The following is a 703-nucleotide window of genomic DNA, read 5'->3' as shown; positions in this document are numbered from 1 at the left end:
CGAGCTGGCCACGTTCAGCGCGCCCCCGGCCTGATGGCTGCCGCTGAGGGCCACTCCCGCGCCCTTCGCGCTAATCGAGCCGCTGGCGAGGCTGTTCCTGACCGTCAGTTTCCCGCCCGCATCCAGCTGAATGTCGCCCTGGCGCGCGGTGAGGTTGCCGAGGTTCACCCCGACGCCCGCCTCGCTGGAGACCAGGCGGATACGGCTGGCATACATCCCGCCGAGCGCGCCGGTATCCACCGCCACCACGGGCGCGGCGCCCTCGCCGGCAACCGGCCTGACGCTGCCGTCAGCACCCACGCGGTTCGCCCCTGCCGTCACCGTCAGGTCGTTCGCGTGGATCGCGGCGTTCACCTCCGTTGCGCGCGCAATAATCGACAGCGCGTCGCTCTTGCTGGCGTCCAGCCCCTGGCCTTCAACCGTGATGGCCCCTTTCGTCACCTCCAGCGCCAGCAGGTTACCGCTGGCGTCAAACTGCGGCTTGCCGGTGGTCAGGGTGACGTTCGGGGTGTTGATAAATCCGCACCCGTTACAGGTAATGCCGTAGGGGTTGGCCACCATGACGTTTGCCGCCTTACCGGCGACTTCCGTGTAGCCCTGCAGCTGCGAGCGGCTGGCGCCCGTGACTTCGTTGATGATGCCTTTCGCTTCCCGCCCGGCCTGCAGGTTGGGGTTGTTCTGAATAAGCCCGCCCAGCTGGGTC

At 67.9% G+C, this 703-nt stretch carries 1 protein-coding gene; it reads right to left on the bottom strand.

The features are described 5' to 3' along the window. Positions 1-703 (bottom strand): filamentous hemagglutinin N-terminal domain-containing protein (locus tag IM317_RS23505; RefSeq protein WP_193362543.1); only part of this gene is annotated, 703 nt, incomplete at both ends.

Source organism: Enterobacter cloacae complex sp. S3 (genome assembly GCF_014930495.1).
Classification (GTDB): domain Bacteria; phylum Pseudomonadota; class Gammaproteobacteria; order Enterobacterales; family Enterobacteriaceae; genus Enterobacter; species Enterobacter asburiae_B.
Note: the sequence above shows the minus strand (reverse complement) of the source record. Positions and strands in the feature narration are given on the sequence as shown.